Source organism: Phaeovulum sp. (assembly GCF_047638075.1).
GTDB lineage: Bacteria > Pseudomonadota > Alphaproteobacteria > Rhodobacterales > Rhodobacteraceae > UBA6197.
The window spans coordinates 1-17,245 of the sequence record NZ_JBLJBV010000019.1; the positions used below are offsets into that span (position 1 = coordinate 1).

Annotated in this window: 18 protein-coding genes and 1 tRNA gene; 9 read left to right on the forward strand and 10 right to left on the reverse strand. The window is 58.4% G+C overall.

The genetic code is table 11. The features are described 5' to 3' along the window. The 6 genes from ACM62R_RS02480 to ACM62R_RS02505 form a co-directional block, all read right to left on the reverse strand. Positions 1–988 (reverse strand): NAD(P)/FAD-dependent oxidoreductase (locus ACM62R_RS02480; RefSeq protein ID WP_415182492.1); only part of this gene is annotated, 988 nt, incomplete at its 3' end. Beyond that, on the reverse strand, positions 988–1,710 hold the full coding sequence (locus ACM62R_RS02485; protein WP_415182493.1) for an amino acid ABC transporter ATP-binding protein: 723 nt from the start codon (positions 1,708–1,710) through the stop codon (positions 988–990). The genes ACM62R_RS02485 and ACM62R_RS02480, both read right to left, overlap by 1 nt. Then, positions 1,703–2,356: an amino acid ABC transporter permease gene (locus ACM62R_RS02490; RefSeq protein ID WP_415182494.1), complete on the reverse strand. Its 654-nt coding sequence runs from the start codon at positions 2,354–2,356 to the stop codon at positions 1,703–1,705. Before ACM62R_RS02490 ends, ACM62R_RS02485 begins: the two co-directional genes overlap by 8 nt. A 10-nt stretch (positions 2,357–2,366) precedes the next feature. Then, positions 2,367–3,032, reverse strand: coding sequence for an amino acid ABC transporter permease (locus ACM62R_RS02495; RefSeq protein WP_415182495.1), 666 nt, complete (start codon positions 3,030–3,032; stop codon positions 2,367–2,369). 57 nt (positions 3,033–3,089) lie between these two features. Further along, positions 3,090–3,896 (reverse strand): transporter substrate-binding domain-containing protein, encoded by an 807-nt coding sequence (locus ACM62R_RS02500; protein WP_415182496.1) that lies wholly within the window; start codon positions 3,894–3,896, stop codon positions 3,090–3,092. A gap of 230 nt (positions 3,897–4,126) precedes the next feature. Next, positions 4,127–5,644: an aldehyde dehydrogenase (NADP(+)) gene (locus tag ACM62R_RS02505; protein ID WP_415182497.1), complete on the reverse strand. Its 1,518-nt coding sequence runs from the start codon at positions 5,642–5,644 to the stop codon at positions 4,127–4,129. A 191-nt stretch (positions 5,645–5,835) separates the two neighbouring features. Here ACM62R_RS02505 and ACM62R_RS02510 point away from each other — a divergent pair, with 191 nt between their 5' ends. Beyond that, positions 5,836–6,870, forward strand: a complete 1,035-nt coding sequence (locus tag ACM62R_RS02510) for an Ldh family oxidoreductase (RefSeq protein WP_415182498.1) — start codon at positions 5,836–5,838, stop codon at positions 6,868–6,870. A 686-nt stretch (positions 6,871–7,556) separates the two neighbouring features. Here the strand turns inward: ACM62R_RS02510 and ACM62R_RS02515 are convergent. Further along, the gene (locus tag ACM62R_RS02515) at positions 7,557–8,774 is read right to left on the reverse strand and encodes a PP2C family protein-serine/threonine phosphatase (protein ID WP_415182499.1); all 1,218 of its coding nucleotides are present in this window, start codon (positions 8,772–8,774) and stop codon (positions 7,557–7,559) included. A gap of 214 nt (positions 8,775–8,988) precedes the next feature. Between ACM62R_RS02515 and ACM62R_RS02520 the strand changes: the two genes are divergently transcribed. After that, positions 8,989–9,339 (forward strand): Hpt domain-containing protein, encoded by a 351-nt coding sequence (locus ACM62R_RS02520; RefSeq protein ID WP_415182500.1) that lies wholly within the window; start codon positions 8,989–8,991, stop codon positions 9,337–9,339. Positions 9,340–9,392: 53 nt separating this feature from the next. On the opposite strand, the gene ilvA is transcribed toward ACM62R_RS02520, so the two are convergent. Then, the gene (gene ilvA / locus ACM62R_RS02525) at positions 9,393–10,640 is read right to left on the reverse strand and encodes a threonine ammonia-lyase IlvA (RefSeq protein WP_415182501.1); all 1,248 of its coding nucleotides are present in this window, start codon (positions 10,638–10,640) and stop codon (positions 9,393–9,395) included. A gap of 123 nt (positions 10,641–10,763) precedes the next feature. Between ilvA and ACM62R_RS02530 the strand changes: the two genes are divergently transcribed. Further along, positions 10,764–11,990 carry an argininosuccinate synthase gene (locus tag ACM62R_RS02530; RefSeq protein ID WP_415182502.1) on the forward strand — a complete coding sequence of 409 codons (1,227 nt, stop codon included), beginning with the start codon at positions 10,764–10,766 and terminating at the stop codon, positions 11,988–11,990. Then, entirely contained in the window at positions 11,987–12,511 is a 525-nt protein-coding gene (mog, locus tag ACM62R_RS02535; RefSeq protein WP_415182503.1) for a molybdopterin adenylyltransferase, read from the forward strand. Before ACM62R_RS02530 ends, mog begins: the two co-directional genes overlap by 4 nt. A 71-nt stretch (positions 12,512–12,582) precedes the next feature. On the opposite strand, the gene ACM62R_RS02540 is transcribed toward mog, so the two are convergent. Further along, entirely contained in the window at positions 12,583–13,614 is a 1,032-nt protein-coding gene (locus ACM62R_RS02540; protein WP_415182504.1) for a LacI family DNA-binding transcriptional regulator, read from the reverse strand. Between the two features lie 359 nt (positions 13,615–13,973). On the opposite strand from ACM62R_RS02540, the gene ACM62R_RS02545 reads away from it, so the two are divergent. The 5 genes from ACM62R_RS02545 (at position 13,974) to ACM62R_RS02565 (ending at position 16,598) form a co-directional block, all read left to right on the forward strand. Further along, positions 13,974–14,050: transfer RNA gene (locus ACM62R_RS02545), tRNA-Arg, on the forward strand. A 45-nt stretch (positions 14,051–14,095) separates the two neighbouring features. Further along, positions 14,096–14,671: a hypothetical protein gene (locus ACM62R_RS02550; protein WP_415182505.1), complete on the forward strand. Its 576-nt coding sequence runs from the start codon at positions 14,096–14,098 to the stop codon at positions 14,669–14,671. A gap of 98 nt (positions 14,672–14,769) precedes the next feature. After that, entirely contained in the window at positions 14,770–15,132 is a 363-nt protein-coding gene (locus tag ACM62R_RS02555) for a hypothetical protein (RefSeq protein WP_415182506.1), read from the forward strand. Positions 15,133–15,203: 71 nt separating this feature from the next. Further along, a complete protein-coding gene (locus tag ACM62R_RS02560; RefSeq protein WP_415182507.1) occupies positions 15,204–16,259 on the forward strand; it encodes a hypothetical protein in 1,056 nt (351 codons plus the stop codon). A 69-nt stretch (positions 16,260–16,328) separates the two neighbouring features. Then, entirely contained in the window at positions 16,329–16,598 is a 270-nt protein-coding gene (locus ACM62R_RS02565; RefSeq protein ID WP_415182508.1) for a helix-turn-helix transcriptional regulator, read from the forward strand. A gap of 181 nt (positions 16,599–16,779) precedes the next feature. On the opposite strand, the gene ACM62R_RS02570 is transcribed toward ACM62R_RS02565, so the two are convergent. Beyond that, positions 16,780–16,905 (reverse strand): hypothetical protein, encoded by a 126-nt coding sequence (locus ACM62R_RS02570; protein ID WP_415182535.1) that lies wholly within the window; start codon positions 16,903–16,905, stop codon positions 16,780–16,782. Between the last annotated feature and the right edge of the window lie 340 nt (positions 16,906–17,245).

Here is a 17,245-nt window from a genome sequence, read left to right on the forward strand (position 1 = left end):
ACCGCTTTGCCTTGGTCAGCATCGCATCGGCGCGCGCGTAATTGGGCGGCAGCTTAAGCCCCCCCAGTTCCACCGCCCCGCCGACACGGATGCCCGAGCCCAGCGAAGACACCACAAACCCGTGTCCGCCAAAGGTGATTTGCGTGCGCAAGTCAAACGCATCTGCGGGCAGGGTCGTGTTATAGCCGCGCTCGGTTTCCAGCGGGATCTTGACCCCCGCCGTGCGCGCCAGAAGATGCGAGAAAGCGCCCGCCGCCAACACAATGCGCCCGGTCATCTTGCCAACGCTGGTCTGCACCCCGCCATCAGTCAGCGCCTGCGCCTCTGCAATGACGATCTGACCGCCCGCTTCGCGGAAACGGTCGGCCAGTGCCAATGTGTAATCCAGCGGGTCCGAGATTGAATACCAACCGGGGGTAAAACTTGCATGGGTGAAGCGCGGGTCAAGGCCTGGCTGAACCTCGGCAATCTGGTCGCCCTTCAGGTGTTGCACCTCGATGCCTGCCTCTGCCCGCGTTTTCCAGCCGGCAAGCGAGGCGTTGAATTCGGCTTCGCCCTCATAGACCTGCAACTGACCCTGGTGTCGCAGCATATGGGTCAGACCGGCGCGGTCCAAAAACGGCTCCAGCGCGGCTTTGGAAAACCCCATCATCGCCGTCTGCGCCACCGTCGAGGCGCGCACCCTGGCCGGCCAGCTTGCCCGCCAGAACCGCAGCATCCACGGCGCGATTTTTAGTGCATAGCTTGGCGGCACGCTAAGCGGGCCCAAGGGGTCAAGCAGCCATTTCGGGGCCTGCCGGATGATCCGGGGCGAGGCGAGCGGCAAGATATCGGTAAAGGCAAAGGCACCGGCGTTGCCTGCCGATGCGCCCGCGCCCGGGCCTTCGCGGTCAATGACGCGGACATTCAACCTGCGGGCCTGTGCCGCCAACGCGACGGAAAGGCCAACCACACCCGCGCCGATAACGATGACATCGGGGTTATCCATCAGCGCACACTCGCCAGAAATTTCTGCGTTTCAGCGTGCTGCGGCGCGCCAAAGAACTTATCGGGGGTGTTGATTTCGGCCATGATCCCTTGGTGGAAAAACGCGACCCGGTCTGAAACATCGCGGGCAAAGCCCATTTCGTGGGTGACGCAGATCATTGTCATACCCTCATCCGCCAGCAATTTCAGCGTATCCAGAACTTCGCCCACCAGTTGCGGGTCAAGCGCCGAGGTTACCTCGTCAAACAGCATGTAGGCGGGTGACATCGCCAATGCACGGGCAATCGCCATACGCTGCTGTTGCCCGCCCGACAGGCGCCCCGGATAGACCGACAGCTTTTCACCCAGACCCACATGGGTCAGTTGCTTGATGCCGATTTCCTCGGCCTCGGCTTTGCTCATGCCCAGCACCTTGCGCGGGGCCAGGGTGACGTTTTCCAGCACGGTCAGATGCGGAAAGGCGTTGAACTGCTGAAACACGATGCCAACCTTGCGGCGCAGTTTGTTCAGGTCAGTGCTTTTCGCGTGAACCTCGGTGCCGTCAATAAAGATCTTGCCGGCGTTGATCGGCTCCAACCCGTTGATGCAGGTCAGCAGGGTCGATTTGCCCGACCCCGAGCCACCGATCACTGATACCACCTCGCCTTTGTCAACGGTCAGGTTGATCCCTTTCAGCACCTCAAGCGGGCCAAAGGATTTGCGAACGTCTTTAATCTCAATCATTCTCACGCCACCTTTTTTCGAGTTGGCCGCCAAGCCGGGCAATAGGGAAGCTCAGGATAAAGTAGATTGCACCTGTCACCAGCAAGATGAACATCGGCTCTTGCAGGCGGGTCACAAGGATCTGCGATGCGCGCAACAGCTCGATCAGGCCCAGCCACAGCACCAGTGCGCTGTCTTTCATCACGCCAAGGGTCAGGCCGATCCAACTGGGAAGGCCGACGCGCAGCGCCATGGGAAAGACGATATGGGTCATGTCCTGACCCCAGCTCAGCCCCAAAGAGCGGGCCGCGCGACGCGTCACCATCGGCACCGCCGCAATCGCCCCGCGCACGATTTCCGTGCAATAGGCCGAGGTATAAAGCGATAGCACGATGCAGGACGTGGTAAAGGGCGGCATGTTCAGCCCGACGATGGCCTGAAACGCATTGGCCAAAACCAGTTGGATCAGCAGCGGAACCGAGCGGAAGATATCCAGAAGGAAGGTCAGCGGCAGCGCCAGCCACGGGCTGATCTGGCTACGGATCACGCCAAACAGCATGCCCAGCAAGGTGCCGCCAACAACGGCCACGGCAGTGACGGCCAGCGTCATGCCGGCACCTTTGGCCAGAAACATCAGATCGTTCAGGGTTAGTGCGGTGTCAAACATGGCTGCCTCCTCAATACCGGAACATGCGCCATGCGATCAGCCTTGCGCCAATCGTCACCGCTTTTGCAATCAGATAATAAAGCACCGCCGCGAGCGCGAAAAACTCGAACGTGCGGAAACTGCGAACGTTCAGATCCTGGGTCACCCCCGCAAGGTCAGAGTTCAGCCCGACCGTGATCCCAAGCGAGGTCATCAGGATCGCCCAGACCATCTGGTTCGTGGTCGGCAAAAACGCGATGCGGAACATTTGCGGCAATATGATCAGACGAAAGGCCTGTACCTGCCGCATTCCCAGCGACCGTGCCGCCCGCACCTGCGTGCCTGGAATGGCGCGCAAGGAACCGCGAAAGGTTTCGGCCAGATAGCCTGCGTTGTTAAAGGTGATCCCAGCCAAAAGCGCGATATAGGGGCTAAGGTGAATACCGAAAGTGCCCAAGCCGAAATGCGCCATATAGATCTGAAACAGCGCCGGCGTGTTTCGCGCCACCTCGACCCATGCGGTTGCCGGGGCCCGCAGCCAGCGCGATGGGGAATTGCGGGCCACCGCCAGCAACACCGCAAAGGTGATGCCGATCAGCATCGATAAAATCGCGATCTGAAGGGTTACGACCGCCCCGTCCAGCATCTGCGGCAAGGCCCGTAGCGCCTGACGCCATTGGAATGTGTAATTGAACATCGCTGCCCCATGGGTGGGAGGAATGTGGGGAAGGGGGCCCTAAGGCCCCCGACCGCATTAACGGTAGACTTTGGAAACGGTCAGATCGGGGGCGTCACCGCCAACCCATTTTTCAAACAGTTCCTGATAGCGACCGGTGCGAACCTGCTGGTTGATGAACAGATCGAGGTAGTTCAGCAGGCCGTATTCATTGCGAAGCGCGATCAGCGCGACATAGTCGACGTCATAGGGCGCATCGCCCTTGATCGTCAGGCCCGGATAGGAACCCGACGCCACAACCGACGATGCCACGGTCGAGGTCACGACGGTCGCATCGATCTGGCCTTGCGACAGGGCCAGAAACACATCCGCCTGCGACTGATACGGACGGTAGCTGCCTTCACCCCATTCCTTGACGTTGCCTTCCAGCGCAATGCCTTCAAACGTGCCGGCAACAGAGCCCACGGTCTTGCCCTTGAGGCCGTCAAAATCGGTGATGCCGGCGTCTTCGCGGGTCAGCACAACGTTGGTGAAGGCGAAATAGGGGATGGTAAAGCCGGCGGTCTTGGCCCGCTCCAGCGTGTCCGAAGTCGAGGCGACGCCAACATCGGCCCGGCCCGAAACCAGCGCGGGGATACGGTCGGGGAACGGCGTTTCGACGATTTCGGCCTCAACCCCCAGCGCAGCGGCCAGATCGCGGCAATAGTCCACATCAAAGCCGATCGGATTGTTGTCAGCGTCGCGCGACCCCATCGGCGGGAAATCAAGCGTCACGGCGCAGCGCAGCGTCCCCGAACCCATGATGTCGTCCAGTTTGTCCGCATTGGCGGCGGTGGCAAGGCAGGCAGCAGCCAAAAGGCTACCCGTCATGAGCGTCAGTTTCATCAGTCTCTCTCCCTAAGTGGCGATGATTATGATTCGCTTGGTCTGGTAACTATGTGGACACAGAAGGTTTGAATCAACAAAAAATATTACCTGTATATATCTTGTATAATTCTTGAGGCGACCACGATCCCGTCATGCCACAAAAACGCAAAAAGCCACCGGCCCCGGTAAGAATACCGGGCCCGATGGCGCGTGCTTGGCCAATTGCGATGCAATTTGTCAGGTAGGCGTCAGCCCATCATGTCTTGCGGCAACAGATCGGCAGGCATGTTCTGATAGGCGACAGGACGCAGGAACCGGCGAATGGAAAGCGTGCCGACGCTGGTCGCGCCAAAGTTGGTGCTGGCGGGGTAGGGGCCGCCGTGAACCATGGAATCGACAACCTCGACCCCGGTGGGAAAGCCGTTGACCAGCACCCGACCGGCCTTGCGCTCCAGCACGGGGCGTAGCGCGCGGGCGGCCTCCATATCCCCTTCATCCATATGCAGGGTTGCTGTCAGCTGCCCCTCAAAGCCCTTGGCGAGCGTGACCATTTCGTCGACCGAGCCAACCCGAACGATCAGACCCAGCGGGCCAAAAACCTCTTCGCTCAGGCCGTGGGCTTGCGCAAAGACGGCGCCGGTCGTCTCAAAGAGGTTCGGGCTGACGCTGCGCCCCTCGGTGGCTTCGCCCATAAGCTGGCCGACCGAATTGGAACCGGCAAAGCGGGCCTGCCCTTCATGATAGGCTTGGGCGATGCCGGGGGTCAGCATCATCTGCGGTGCAACCTTTTCCAGCGCGTCCTTGGCCGAGGCGGCAAAACGGTCGGCATCTGGCCCTTCGATCACGATCGCGATGCCCGGATTGGTGCAAAACTGACCGGCGCCCATGGTCAACGACCCTGCCCAGCCCTGGCCCATGCTGTCGGCGCGCGCGGCGGCGGCCTCTGGCAGGATGAACATCGGATTGACTGACCCCAGTTCGCCAAAGAAGGGAATCGGTTCAGGGCGCGCTGCGCACAGATCAAACAGCGCCCGCCCACCAGCGAGGCTACCGGTAAAGCCGACGGCCTTGATCAGCGGGTGCTGCACGAGTGACTGCCCCACGTCGCGCTTGCCGCCCTGGATCATCGAAAATACGCCTTTGGGCATGCCGGTCTTTTCAACGGCGGCCTTGATTGCGTCGGCCACGATTTCGCCCGTGCCGGGATGGGCCGAGTGGCCCTTGACCACAACCGGGCAACCCGCTGCAAGTGCGGCTGCCGTGTCGCCCCCTGCCACCGAAAACGCGAGCGGGAAGTTCGAGGCCCCAAAAACCGCCACCGGGCCAATCGGCTGCTGGACCATCACAATTTCCGGGCGCGGTGCGGGTTGACGGTCTGGCAGGGCCGGATCAACGCGGCGGTCCAGATAGTCGCCCTTCAGAATATGCGAGGCGAACAGCCGAAGCTGGCCCACGGTGCGGCCGCGCTCGCCTTGAAGGCGGGCTTCGGGCAGGCCGGTTTCCTGGCTGCCGATCTGGGTGATGGCGTCGGCGCGCGCGTCAATCTCATCGGCGATGGCGTTCAGGAATGCGGCGCGGTCGGCGCGGCTGGTGTAGGCGTAGATCCAGAACGCGTCTTCTGCGGCGTCGCAGGCGCGGTTCACCAGGTCGACGGTGCCAACGCAAAAATCATGCGCAGGGCCGGTCGCCGGTTCTGATTTGAAGGTTTGATCGCTGCCGATCCAGTCGCCGGCGATCAAATGCTTGCCATGGGGGGTAAAGCTCATATCCGCGTTCCTTGTGCCGTTTTCTAAAAGCCCGCTGTCGGGAGGGTTGTGGTAAGTTTGGGCATATTGGGTGCCTTGCAAACCTTTTCTTATGCATACAATATGTATGCAATGACGCAACCCACTTGGGCCAGAACATATCACGCTTTTACAAAAAAGCGGGGGCCGAACAATAGAAAAGGAATGGTTTGATGAGCGTAGCGACGATTCTGACAACAGCCGCCCTGACCGAGATGGTCGAAGATATTTTCACCAATGCAGGGTTCAGCGCGACGCAGGCCGGCCCTATTGCCCGCGTCATCGTCGCAGGCGAACGCGATGCGTGCAAATCGCATGGGGTCTACCGGATCGAGGGCTGTTTGCGGACCCTTAAGATGGGCAAGGTAGTGCCCGATGCGGTGCCGGTTCTGAGCCAGGACGATTCTGCGATCGTGCGGGTAGAGGCGAAGGGCGGTTTTGCCAACCCGGCGTTCGAATTGGGCGCACCGGTCTTGGCCGAGCGAGCGCGGGCCTTGGGGCTAGCGGCGCTGGTGATCAATGATTGCAACCATTTCTCGGCGCTGTGGCCAGAGATCGAGGCGCTGACGGATATGGGGCTGGCGGCGATTGCGATGTGCCCCAGCTATGCAACGGTGGCGCCGACCGGTGGCACAAAGCCGGTGTTGGGCACCAACCCGCTGGCCTTTGGCTGGCCGCGCAAAGGGCGGATGCCCTATGTCTTTGACTTTGCAACCAGTGTTGCCGCGCGCGGTGAGGTAGAATTGCACCGCCGCGCTGGCACGCCGCTGCCCGAAGGTTGGGCCGTTGACCCCGATGGCCAACCGACTACCAACCCCGATCTGGCGTTGGCCGGGGCGATGCTGCCTTTCGGCGGGCACAAGGGTTCTGCGATTTCCACGATGATCGAATTGTTGGCCGGGGTCATGATCGGTGATCTGACCAGCCCCGAAGCGTTGGAATTTCTGGGTGCCACAACGATTACGCCACGCCACGGCGAACTGATCATCGCGTTTTGTCCCGAAAAATTTGCAGCCGGGCGCGGCGCCAACACGCTGGACCGGGCCGAAACCCTGTTCGAGACGTTTATAGGTCAGGGTGCGCGCCTGCCATCACAGCGCCGCTTCGCGGCACGCGGTAAGGCATTGGCAAACGGAATTTCGCTAAACGCCGATGAAATGGCGCAGTTGGAGCGTCTGCGGCGCGATGGGATGGATGCGGTAAGTTAGCCTCAAAAACGAACCAGCCTGGCAAACGCAAAACGGCTTTGAAGCCCCGCTTCAGGCCTTTTGCTGCTGGCTGGCCCTGCGTTATGGCCTGCGTCGAACTGCCGCGCTGATGGCTGACAGGCTGGCTTCACAAGCCCGGCTGTTCGGCAGTGAACGGATGCCGGTTCACCAAGGCCTACAGGTTCACTTCATGCAGCCACAGGAAGCGCGTCGCACCGGTGCATGAAAGCCCGGTCCGGTTTTTTCTGGCGCACGGCCTGCGACAAGCGTTCTGACTGCCTAGCTGACTACCGATGCGCAGTATCAATGGGCAGCCAATTTGGTGCAGGCGCATGAAAGATGTGGGTCACGTTACCGCGCGCGCCAAGCGCACACGGGGAGACATGCACGAGACTGGGTGAGACGGCTAGACCATAAGGTGCGGTGTCTTCATGGCGGTCTGAGCGTGCATGAATACCATGGGCTGCGTGCCCCTTTGTGACCGTATACCCTTGGTTGTTTGTAACTTTCGGTACGGTAACAGGAATATCTGAAAATTGTTTGCGGCCCGAACTTGTTCTTCGGTCATGTTGGAGAGCAACTCAACGTGCCGCCATGTCCAGCCGCCATGTCCAACGGTTTGCCAATCCAACTGCACGCAACGCCGTTTTCCCGGCGTGCTGACGATGTGGCGCGCGCCCCATCCGCTAATCTGCCCTTTCCTTGATGTCACGAAATTCAAGGAACGCGCCCGAGATGTCGTCTGCCATGTCGCCCTCCACAAAGCTGTTCAAGTCCCACATCAGCCCCTCTAAAAATGCGGGTCCGCCCAAAAGCGCGTATTGCACCATCATTGCTGCCAAGCCATCTTCACTCAACATTTCGCCCTTCGGGTTGATGGCTTCGGTAATCCCATCCGACATTAGAAACAGGCGATCCCCCGGAGTCAGGGTGACGTCAAAACTTTCATAGCTGGCACCTTCCAACAGGCCCACGGGCAGGCCGCCGCTGCCAACATACTCGACTGATCCATCCGCGCGCAAAACTGCTGGATGCGGGTGGCCCGCCTGAACAAGTTGAACGCGCCCCGTAGCTAGATCGACGTCAGCATAGATCAATGTGAAATAGCTTTCGGTTTCCATTTCCTCCAGGACCAGCGTGTTCAGGTGGGCTGCCAATTCGTGAGGCGCGATGGCATCAAAGGTGCCGTCCTCGTTTTGGATCAGGGCAATATTCTGTTCAGGCGTGTGCCCCGACAGATAGCCGGCCAGCCGCGCGGTCATCAGCGCCGACGTGATGCCATGGCCAGAAACGTCAATGCCATATATTGCGACCCGCTGGGCGTTGATCGGGAAAAACCCCACCAAATCGCCCCCCACATGCCCAGAGGGGCGTAAAAGCAACGACACTTCTGCGTTGCCAAAGCTACGATGGCGCTCCTTGACCAGGCTTTGCTGAAGCTTGCAAGCCTCGGTCAGGTCGCGGTCGATAGAGTCGTAAAGACCCTGCAACTCAGCCAGTGTCGAAGATACCAGCCGATTCTTTTGTCTCAACTCGCGCTCCATCCACAAGATGCGCTCGCCCGCAGCCAAGCGCGCGCGCAACTCGTCGCCATTGACGGGTTTGGCCAGAAAGTCGTCAGCCCCACTTTGCAGCCCCAATGCTACCGCATTTTTTTCGGTTTTGGAGGTTAACAAGACGAAATAGCCATAGCTCTGCCGTGGCATCGCGCGAAATGCCCGGCAAAACTCGATGCCAGACATGCCCGGCATCATCCAGTCTGACAGCACCAGATCGGGCTCGATCGTTGCGCAAATCTTCAATGCTTCTTCGGCGGATGCCGCTTCTAGCACCTCATACCCTGAGCGCGCCAGCAGTGTCGTTAATATCCGGCGTTGCATTCGACTGTCGTCTACGACCAGCACGCGCCGGCTGATACCTTCTTGAGGTAGGTCCTGAGCGCAGGTGGGAATGGGCTGATGCGGCACTTGAGCAACCTGTTCTTCGGGATGGCCTGATGAACGTAAGGGCAAAAGAGTTAAGGTGCGGTGAAGCCTCGTCGCCTTTTGGTCTTAACGCTTCGGCAATCTTTGTGCCCTAGGTTTGCAGATGGTGAAGGCGTGAATGGTGGAGGTGGGGATGATTGATTGGGAACGGGTCGCAGAACTACGATCCGAGATAGGAGATGACGGCTTTGCCGAGGTGTTGGATTTGTTTCTGGACGAGGTGGAAGATGCTGTTGCGTGCCTGGGACAGCCAACAAGAAAGTTAAGCGATGATCTGCATTTTCTCAAAGGGAGTGCGTGGAATTTTGGTTTTCGGCAATTTGGGGAAATGTGTCAGGAAGGAGAGCGCGCCTTGGCTACGGGAAGCGTCTCAGCCGTGGATTCGTCCGCGATTCGTGAATGCTATGACATATCAAAAAGGGAATTTATGGCTCGCGTTGCAGGATACTGTAGCGGGTGCTTGTCTCACCCTGCTGCTGCGTAATGCTATATCACGGCGAAACCGAAATCGGGTTTGTTCATTCCCGTAGGTGTAATTCAGACCAAAAACTCGGCCAGTGTCTCATCTTCGGTAATGTCACGATAGCTGAAACCGGCATTATCCAACTGCGCAATAAACGCATTGAAGTTCGTGGCAGCCTTCGTTTCGATCCCGATCAGCACTGAGCCAAAGTTGCGTGCCGATTTTTTAAGATATTCGAACCTGGCGATATCGTCTTCAGGGCCCAACATTGCAAGAAACTCCCGCAATGCACCGGGGCGCTGTGGCATTCGAAGGATGAAGTATTTCTTCAATCCCGCAAAGCGCTGGGCGCGCTCTTTGACTTCGGGTAAACGCTCGAAATCGAAATTACCGCCTGATGTGACGCAGACCACCGTTTTCCCGCGGATCTGATCGGCCAATTGCGGCAACACATCAAGGGAAAGCGCGCCGGCCGGTTCCAGCACCACGCCCTCGATATTGAGCATTTCCAGCATGGTCACGCAGATCCGGTCTTCTGGGGCCAGCAACACCTGTTCCGGGCGCACCCACGCCAGTCGCGCATAGGTCAGTGTGCCAATTCGGGCGACAGCGGCGCCATCGACAAAGCTGTTTATCCGTTTCAACGTGACGGGCGCGCCTTCGGCCACCGCCGCCGTCAGACTGGCCCCGCCGGCGGGCTCGACAAAACGAAAGTCGACATCAGGCGCCACTTCCCGGAAATACCCCGTCACCCCAGCGGCAAGCCCGCCCCCGCCAACCGGAAGAACCACCAGATCAGGGGCGCACCCTAGCTGGGCAAAAATTTCAACGGCAACACTGGCCTGCCCCTCGACCACGTCGGCATCATCGAAAGGCGACAGAAAATGCGCCCCCACGTCAGCGCAATAACGTTGGCTGGCGGCCAGGGTCTGGTCGAAATAGTCACCGGTCATGACAATCTCGATGGTGTCGCCCCCGAAGGTGCGGGTCTTGTCTATCTTTTGTTGCGGCGTTGTGACGGGCATGAAAATTGTGCCCTTGACGCCAAAATGACGACAGGCAAAGGCGACGCCCTGCGCGTGGTTCCCCGCGCTTGCGCAAACGAAGTGCTTTTGATCGGGCCGATTGGTGCGCACTTTGCGCATAGCATTGACAGCGCCGCGCAATTTGTAGCTGCGCACCGGGGTCAGATCCTCACGTTTCAGCCAGATTTCAGCGCCGTAGCGGGCCGATAAATAATCATTACGCTGCAATGGCGTCGGATCGAACAGATCGCGCAAGGCATCGGTGGCGGCACGGGCGTGGGCAGCAAAATGGGTCATGGCGCAGGTCTGCAACCACTGCAGCGCAAAAGCAAGCCCTATTGCTATATGCCTGCGGCCCTTGTTTGACGGCCCAAAACCCTCTATTCCGCCTGCAACATATTCGCACACCGGAGCAGCCCCATGTCCGCACCCAAAAAAGTCGTCCTTGCCTATTCGGGCGGCCTTGATACCTCGATTATCCTGAAATGGCTGCAAACCGAATACGGCTGCGAAGTCGTGACCTTTACCGCCGACCTCGGGCAGGGCGAAGAGCTGGAACCGGCGCGCAAAAAGGCGCTGCTACTGGGGATCAAGGAAGAGAACATCCATATCGTTGATGTGCGCGAAGAATTCGTGCGCGACTTTGTGTTTCCGATGTTCCGGGCCAATGCGCTTTATGAAGGGCTTTACCTGCTGGGCACATCAATCGCGCGGCCGCTGATTTCGCAGCATCTGGTGCGGATTGCGCATGAACATGGCGCCGATGCGGTGGCCCATGGCGCGACTGGCAAGGGTAATGATCAGGTGCGGTTTGAACTAAGCGCCTATGCGCTTGATCCTGCGATCCGGGTTATCGCACCGTGGCGTGAATGGAATCTGAGCTCGCGCACCAAGTTGCTGGAGTTTGCAGAGGCGAACCAAATCCCGATCGCCAAAGACAAGCGGGGCGAGGCGCCCTTTTCGGTTGATGCCAACCTGCTGCATACCTCGTCCGAGGGCAAGGCGCTGGAAAACCCGGCCGAGGAGGCCCCCGAATACGTCTATCAGCGCACCGTCAGCCCCGAGGATGCACCCGACACGCCTGAAATGGTCGAGATCACCTTTGAACGTGGCGACGCCGTGGCAATCAACGGCGAGGCGATGAGCCCGGCGACGATCCTGACCAAGCTGAATGAGCTGGGCGGCAAGCACGGGATCGGGCGGCTCGACTTTGTGGAAAACCGGTTTGTCGGGATGAAATCGCGCGGCATCTATGAAACGCCGGGCGGCACCCTCTTGCTTGAGGCGCATCGCGGTATCGAGCAGATCACGCTGGATGCTGGCGCAGGTCATCTGAAAGACAGCATCATGCCGCGCTATGCCGAACTGATCTACAACGGCTTCTGGTTCAGCCCCGAACGCGAAATGCTGCAAGCGCTGATTGATAAAAGCCAGGAACACGTCACCGGCACCGTCCGCATGAAGCTATACAAAGGTTCGGTGCACACTGTCGCGCGCTGGTCCGATCACAGCCTTTATTCCGAAAAGCATGTGACATTCGAAGAGGATGCAGGTGCCTATGATCAGAAGGATGCGGCGGGATTCATCCGTCTGAATGCGCTGCGCCTGAAGCTGATTGCTACCCGCAACGCACGGGTCGCGAAATGACCGCCTGGGCCGCCATTGTAACCGTATCCGATCGTGCCAGCCGCGGTGAATATGAAGACAAGGGCGGCCCCGGCTGCGAGGCGTGGCTACGGGAGGTCATAACCTCGCCGCTCAAGGTGACGCGCGACATCATCGCGGATGGCCGCGCCAGCGTGGCACAAACCCTGCGCCGTCTGGTGGCTGAAGGGGCCGATCTTATTCTGGTCACCGGCGGCACCGGTCCGGCACCGCGTGATGAGACGCCGGAAGGGGTGGCCGACGTGCTGAAAAAAGAGCTGGCGGGGTTTGGTGAGGAAATGCGCCGCGCCTCTTTGTTAGAGGTTCCAACGGCGATTCTGTCGCGCCAAGCTGCTGGTATTGCAGGTAAATCCCTGATCATCACGCTACCCGGCAAGCCTGCGGCCATTGCCACCTGCCTTAACGCGGTCTTTGCGGCGGTGCCCTACTGCCTTGATCTGATCGGCGCGGCCCGGATTGAGACGGACCCCGCCAAAATCGCCGCCTTTCGCCCCAAAAGCTGACAGTTTGACGTGACCCAACTGCTCCGGCCAAAAGCGCAGGGCCTATTTTTGCGAAAGAAGGGGCGGCCTGATCAGGCTTTGCGGATTGTGTCGCCCGGCTGCAAGATCGGCTGCAGCTCAATCACTTCGCCGCCGATCAGGCCCGAATGGCTGCGCCCGGCAACGATTTCGGCGGCACGCTGACCAATTTCACGGCGGCAGGCGTCCATCGTGGCAAGCTGGCGGGGCAGGCCATCCAGAAACTCAAGCCCGTTGAACCCCGCAAGGCCCAGTTTGCCCGGCACATCGATGCCCTTTTCAAGGCACCACAAAAGCCCGCCAGCCCCAATCATATCATTGGAATAATAGAGAAAATCCAGATCAGGATTGCGGGTCAAAATGCTTTCGGTCATTTCGCGGCCCTTTAGCAACGCCGACCCACCTTGGTAGAATTCGCGGTCAACCAAGGTCAGTCCGGCGGCCCCCAAACCTTCTTCAAAGCCTTCCAGACGTTTTCGGGCGCGGTGATCTTCGGGCATTTTCGTGCCCAAAAATCCGATCCGGCGGTAGCCAGCAGCAACGATCGCTTCGGCCATATGCAGCCCCGCGCGCCGGTGCGAAATGCCGACGACGGAATCGACGCCGGGCCCGTCGACATCCATGATCTCGACAATCGGGATACCCGCGCTTTCCATCATCAAGCGGGCCGCTGCGGTATGTTCCAACCCCGCCAGAATGACACCAGAGGGCCGCCACGACAGCATCTCGTATAGCACGGCCTCTTCTTTTTCGGGGGAATAGTTTGTCACCCCGACAACGGGTTGCAGGCCGGTATCTTCCAATTCCCGGGAAATCCCCCCCAGCACCTCTGGAAAGACGAGGTTGGAAAGCGATGGAATGATTACCGCGACAAGATTGACCCGTTGGCTGGCAAGCGCGCCCGCAATCTTGTTGGGCACATAGCCCAGCTCCTTGGTTGCCAAAAGCACCTTTTTGCGGGTCGTGTCGGAAACGTCGCCCCGGTTGCGCAGCACCCGGCTTACCGTCATTTCCGAAACGCCCGAGGCTTCGGAAACGTCACGCAAGGTCAGCGGGCGGCGGGGGGTAACGGGGGGATGGGTCACGCGCATACCTTTCGGTCGGGGGGGGATGTATATGATTAGCGCCAAAAGTTTAGCCAGCGCAAGCGGATGCTGTTGGTTGTGTTGGCGCTAACGCAGTTTCGACGCGAAATAGGGGGCGTGTCGAACGTTGCGATCATACGGGTTTGGGACGCGGGTGAATATGGTTTTTCAGACAAACTCACCTTATGCCGGGTTGCGAAACCGGGCAATTCCTCGCATTAAGGCCGGATGCGGCCCCGTAGCTCAGGGGATAGAGCGACCGCCTCCTAAGGGGTTTGTCAAGTGAGATTTTTGGCTTTGAATTCAGGTCGAGATGTTAGTATCTGGGCTTTCAAACCGTTAGGCGAACCGTTTTCTACGGCCCCGTGGCTCAACTGGATAGAGCAGTCCCCTCCTAAGGGACAGGTTGCAGGTTCGAATCCTGCCGGGGTCACCAAAACTTCTCAAGCTTGAAAGTTGAATTCGTTCTCCAGTGGCTTGAATGGCCCCATTGGTCTTCTTCGTGAAACCAATGGGGCCTTTCAAAGCGCTGCAAGAACAGGTCGTGATCTCCCTCGAAGCAAACTTGAAGCGACCTGGGGGTCGCAAACCTCAAGAGGAAGCCACCATGACTCAATGTAACGCTGAATATCTGACACCTGAAGCGGCTGCGACAGCAGCTCTCGCGTCGGCTCGTGACGCAAGTTCCGCGTGCCGCGAACTCGAAAGCATGCTGGATCGTCGGCATTTGTCGCTGCTTCGAGCAAGCAGTTTGGCACTCAAGGCGGGGCAGATTTTTTCGGGGCGAAACAACTCTGATCTCGAACTGCTGGCCGAAGTGCTCGAAGACGCCGTCCGGAAGGAATCCACAATGCGGCGCGTCCCGGTTGAATGCGGCTGGCTCGACAACGGCCCGGTATATCGTGAAGAAGTGCACCAGCAGCTTTCTGACTTCGGAAAAAAGCTGGAGCACCGAGCCCGGATGATTGCCGAAGTCATGACGCTTGTGCATCTCGTTCATGATCTCCTGACGGCGGAAGCGGAGGTGGAAAAAGTGCGAGCATCAGTTCGCCGGTAGTCGGAAAATATTCGGGGCTTCTCCTGCCCTACCTCGGAAGGAATCTCTTCCGAGCTTGAAGCGCGGTCGACGCGACCCCGCAACCAAGGAGATCTTCCATGACACAGCAATTTTCTTTCCCGCCCGCTGCAACCAAGGTGGCTGACAATGCGAAACTCTGCACCTATCAGCTCTACCTCGCGGAACATGGTGCATCACTGATTGCCGTCGCCGGTTTTGTCGGCGGGCACGAATATGAACGGTTCACAAGCCGATTGATCTGCGAAGTCAGGAACGCTTGGCGTTGGTCTTCGGCTTTTTCATCAAGGTTCGAAAAGTTGCATCGTCTGCTTTCACTCGAATATGCCGATATCGTGGATCATCCTTCATGGGTATGCGCGGCAGAGTTTGATCCTCAAGATCCTCGTGTCGATGAAGTATGTCATCACGTTGAAAAACTTGCGGATTTGGCCGCTGCCTGACTGGCATTGTGTGAGAGCTGCCTGTCGGATGACGGGCAGCACCTCAGATTTTTCAACAAATCTATTGACAAATGAAAATCGACATCCCATCTATCGCTCAGCCTTCAAGGGGAATCACCTCCCTCGGCGCTCTTGACGAAATCAACCGATTTCTCCGAACCGCACGGTTCGCGCGCAATGCAGCGATTGCTGCTCTCGAAGGACAAATAATGATTGACGATATGGAGTGCTTTTCAGTTGCCAACGTGATTGGGAACTTTCCTTATTGTTCCGCTGCGATCATGTTTGGTGCGCTGGAACAGGAAATGCGTCGGCGCGGAATCTCAAACCACTCGATGCTTGCTTACCAAGGCCGACTGAGGAATGCGCATGCCACGGTCCTTGGGCGCTGCGTAGCGGAAATTGACAGGAGTGAACTGGTCGATTGGCATGAACAAACTGTCATCAATCAGGGCCCTGCGGCTGCTCAGAAGGCTCTGTCGGACTATTCCCGCGCCTACGATTATTGTGATCTGAACTATGGAAATCCGCGACGGAACCCTGCGCGGAACATTCATGTCGAGCCCCCAAAAGCCCCGAAAGCCCGCTCCATCCCTTTGAGTGAACTGAGGCTCTGGACCGATGAAGTTGAAAAACTGAGGAGCCCGGTGCGTCGATATATGCACAGGCTTGGCCTTCTGGCAGGTCTGACTCCGCATGGTCTTTTGGGGTTGCGCTGGAGTGATGTAGATTTTGCGAACTCGACATTGCGCATTAGTGGCAACCGCAATGCGTCGTTCAGTGTGCCGATTTCCCGCCAAATGAAACTTTGCCTGTTTGCAGCTCAGAATGCTGGCAATGACTCAGCTCCAGGGTCCCAGTGGGTCTTTCCGTCGTCGGCAGATACGTTGTTTCATTTCACAAGGACCGATGAAAGATCGATGCCGGGTCTTACAGGATTCGTTCTTCGCCGCACCTATTCCGAAATGGCGGCGCGTCTCGGCATTCAGCACGACATTTCGTGCAGCCTTCTGGGGTATCGTATAACCTATCTGAGAAGATGGCACGGACGGAGCGTGGCAAGTGCCGCTTGCGAGGAAGCTCAGCAGCAAATTTCGGATGAGTTCTGGAAACACATGAGCACATGACTGCCTGAAGGGGGCCCCGCCTCCTTCTCTTGACATGCGAATTTGCTGTCGCATCGCTAAGAGGCGAATATGAACCAATTTGAACTGGCAAAACTCGTCGATACCATTGCTGACCGCGTCGTCGAGAAGCTGAGCATCAAACTGGAGAACAAAGTTGGAGAGATCGATAACAACTACCTGACCACAGCACAGGTGGCCAAGATGACGGGCTTCACGGTTCCAACCTTGGAAAACTACCGGGCAACGCGCATGGGGCCGAAATTTTACAAGCGTGACTACAACGTTCGGTATCTTGCTGCTGATGTCCGGAAGTGGATGGAGGCAAACCCCATCCACTAAGGACAACTCTGTCATCAAGGCAAACTGCAACCGGCACGGAGCGGATCATCTGTTGCTAAAGCTCCGTGCCCCAACATCCCGCCTGTTAGAAAGGAACGTGGCGGCTTGACCGGACGATACCGGTCTCACCGCGGTTGTCCATCATCTCGAGGATCGCGCGGCCCATCTTCCACGCGGTCTTCTACGAGACCCCGATGATGCGCGCCATTACGACCGAGGAGATGCCCTTGCCGGAGGCGAGCATCAGGAAGATCTCCTCGTCGCCCCACCGCCGCCGCCGCTCCAGCCCAAGAATGTCACCACGCATCACAAGCCCCGCATAAGACACGTCATTAACGACGTCGTTATGCACGTGCCTTAAACGATCACCCCACGCTCAGGCAGGCGGTGCCCACCGGGCCGTTACGGTGCTCCTTCAGAATGCCGATGATCTGTTCCTCAGTGAACCTTGACCGCTTCATCATCTGTCTCCTTTGCAAGGAACAGACTAACCCCAAATCGAGGACTTTTCAGGGGAGCATGTATGAACTGCCTTCCCCTGCAAGTGATTTGTTGATGTGCCCAAACCCTGCTCCTATGTATTCGGTCTTTCTCGGGGCCCTTTGGTTTGCCCCTGACCAAGATGGGAAGTCGCGCGCCCTGTGTCT